This is a genomic window from Sphingomonas sp., from assembly GCF_035758555.1.
Taxonomy (GTDB): Bacteria; Pseudomonadota; Alphaproteobacteria; order Sphingomonadales; family Sphingomonadaceae; genus Sphingomonas_B.
On record NZ_DASTXI010000225.1, the window covers coordinates 1 to 2,793 of the forward strand.

At 68.4% G+C, this 2,793-nt stretch carries 3 protein-coding genes; 1 reads left to right on the forward strand and 2 read right to left on the reverse strand.

What is annotated here, in order from left to right; translation table 11 throughout:
- A partial coding sequence (locus VFT73_RS13490; protein WP_326412232.1) for an MGMT family protein occupies positions 1–136 on the forward strand: 136 nt, incomplete at its 5' end.
- 73 nt (positions 137–209) lie between these two features.
- On the opposite strand, the gene VFT73_RS13495 is transcribed toward VFT73_RS13490, so the two are convergent.
- Together VFT73_RS13495 and VFT73_RS13500 are read right to left on the reverse strand one after the other, a co-directional pair.
- Positions 210–1,691, reverse strand: a complete 1,482-nt coding sequence (locus VFT73_RS13495) for a serine protease (RefSeq protein ID WP_326412224.1) — start codon at positions 1,689–1,691, stop codon at positions 210–212.
- A gap of 146 nt (positions 1,692–1,837) precedes the next feature.
- On the reverse strand, positions 1,838–2,704 hold the full coding sequence (locus VFT73_RS13500) for an alpha/beta hydrolase (protein ID WP_326412228.1): 867 nt from the start codon (positions 2,702–2,704) through the stop codon (positions 1,838–1,840).
- Positions 2,705–2,793: the final 89 nt, after the last annotated feature.

Sequence of the window (2,793 nt, forward strand, 5' to 3'; positions counted from 1 at the left end):
CACCGCGAACGGCGACAACAATGTCGCGGTGCTGATTCCATGCCACCGCGTGATCCGCACCGACGGGACCTTGGGCGGCTATGCCTATGGCCTGGAGCGCAAGGAAAAGCTCCTCAGGCGGGAAGGGGCCCGATAGGTTCACCCCCCAAGCCGTTCGCTTCGAGCGAAGTCGAGAAGCGCGTGTCTCGACTTCGCTCGACACGAACGCACTATTTTTGCGTCGACGTGTCGTCCGCCTTCACATGATCGCAGCTGTAGACCAGTCGTTCATTGGGAACGGAGGGCAGCAGATCGCGAAGCGCCTGGCTCATTTCGCCGGCCATCCGGGCATTATCGGGCGTGCAGGTGCGCGCGGGATATTTCGACTGGAGCGCGCGGGCGGCAGTGAGCGTGTCGACGGGAAGGAAGTAGCGCTCGACCGTATAGCGCGACGTGGCCGGATCGAAGCGGCGGACCAGGGCGACGCCTTCCGTTGGCGACACTTCGGCGCGAACCCAGCGCTCGTCATCGGCGGCGAACGGCGTGCCGCCTTCGCAGCCGGAGGAGTCCCAATGGAGCGCGACATTTCTTGGGTCGGAAACGGTGATGCGGCTGCGCTGCAGGTCCAGGCGGCAGGCATAGGCGCCCTCGACCGCGATCGCTACGGCTTTCGTCTTGGGCGCCTCCGCGGCCAGCCGGGCATCGGCCTGGTCGAGGTCCGGACGCGCGACCCAGGCGATCGGCGCGCCGGCCATCAGCACGAGCCCGGCAGCACCGGCGCCGAGCGCCAGCCGCCGGTCATCCTTCGACAGCAGCACGAGCGCGCCGTTCACGAAGGCGGCGCCGAAAACGAGCAGCAGGGCGGCGATCGCAAGGCCGTTGTCGCGTTCGGCGATGATGCCGTTGCGCACCTGTTCGCGCCGCGCTTCCAGCCGTTCCGCGGCGACGGCTGCGCGGTTGCGTTCGGCCTGGGCCCGCTCGTCCTCGCTGCGGGCGAGCCGCTCGTCGATCGCGTCCTGCTCGGCGCTGGTGCGGCAGGGCAGGGCAGTCGTGTGCGGCTTGACGCCGGCCGCGCGCAGGAAGGGGATGATCTCCTTTGCCGATACGGCGAATGCGAACACCGCGTCGACGCCTTCGGAGTTGGAAACGAAGCTGTTGATGCCGACCACGCGGCCGCACGAATCGACCAGCGGCCCGCCGGAATTGCCGCGGCCGATCGCGGCGTCGTGCAACACCGTGTCGAATCGCTGCGACGATTGCCCGCCGGAGACGCGGCCCCAGCTCTTGACCGGCGCCTGCGGCGTGACGACGCCTTCGGCGCTGAGCTCGCGGGCGCGGTCGACTGAGTAGGGATAGCCGATCGCGGCGACGGCGGCGCCGTCGGGCACCGGGCCGGTCGCGATCGTCGCCGGCTCGACATGGCCGTCGTCGAGCTGGATCAGTGCCAGATCGCGCTGCGGCTGATAGGCGATCAGCCGGCCGGTGAAGCGCTGCGACCCTTCCGACGGGACGACGCCGATGATCGCGTCCCCGTTCGCCGCGTCCAGGACGACATGCGCATTGGTCAGGATCTTGTCCGGCGCGACCGCAACGCCGCTGCCGGTGCCGATCCCCTGCGGAGCGCCGTCCTCCATCGCGACCACGACTACGCGCACCACGCTGCGTCCGGCGGCGGCGACATCGAGATTGTCCTGGGCGAGTGCGGGGGCCATCAGTGCGACCCATGCCAGGCAGAGAGCAGCAAGGTTTCTCAGCATCGTCTCGTCTCGTCATGCCGGGCTTGACCCGGCATCCACCTTTTCTTCTCGGCCCTGGGTCGAAAAAGAAGGTGGACCCCGGATCAGGTCCGGGGTGACGGCTAGGGTTTCAAGAACGCCTTCACCTCGTCCGCGAATGCGTCGGGCGCGTCGAGCATGATGAAGTGCGCCGCGTTCGGGATCCGCTTCAGCGTGACGCCGGAGAGGTCGGCATAGGCCGCCTTGTAGCCTTCATCCATCTGCTCGTCGGTGAACGGTGCGCCTGCCGGGGTGACGTAGAGGACGGTCGTGGGTGCCGTGATCGCCTTCAGCTCCGGCCGCAGGTCGGTGACCATCAGCTCGGCGAACGCATTGGCGACGGTGTCCGGATTGCTGGCGAGCCCGTCCTCGATCGGGCCGGCGCGCTCGCTTTCGGTGTTGATCATCGATGTGATCGAGGCGCGGCGCTCGCGCTCGCGTTCCTCGGGCGTCGCCTTGGCGGAGCGGGCGCGCATCGCGTCGGCGATCGGGCGTACGCTGTCCGAGGTCGCAGCCGGGCCGCCGTAGAGCTGGCCGACGAACGGATGCATGTCGACGACCATCAGCTTGCCGACCTCGTCCGGGTGGCGCGCGGCGACCATCATCGCGATCGTGCCGCCCATCGAGTGGCCGATCAGCGCCGGCTTATCGAGCTTCTCCTCCGCGATGTAGCGCGCGACTTCCTCGGCGACCGGCGCGATCACCGCGCCCTGCGCGTTGGCGCCCGGCTCGGTCGCGCCCATGCCGGCGATCTGGACCAGGTGGTAGCGATAGCCCGGGACGCGCTCGACCGTCCCGCTCCATATCCGCGGCGACGAAGCGAGGCCGTGGATCAGCACCACGTCCGGTCCCGTGCCTTCGGTGGTTACGCTGATCCGGTCGGACTGGAATGCGGCGAAGACGGGACTGGCGGCGATCAGGGCCGCGGCAGTGAACAAGGCGCGAAACATCAAAGGAAACCCTCCCGGTGGTGCGCGATGATTAGGCGAGGCGGTGGGGAGCGCGCTAGAGGAAAGAATAGGGATCCACATCGACGCTG

Bases quoted from the DNA above. Each gene is read 5' to 3' on its own strand.
- VFT73_RS13495 (WP_326412224.1), bottom strand. From the start codon at position 1,691: ATGGCCCCCGCACTCGCCCAGGACAATCTCGATGTCGCCGCCGCCGGA.
- VFT73_RS13500 (WP_326412228.1), bottom strand. From the start codon at position 2,704: ATGTTTCGCGCCTTGTTCACTGCCGCGGCCCTGATCGCCGCCAGTCCC.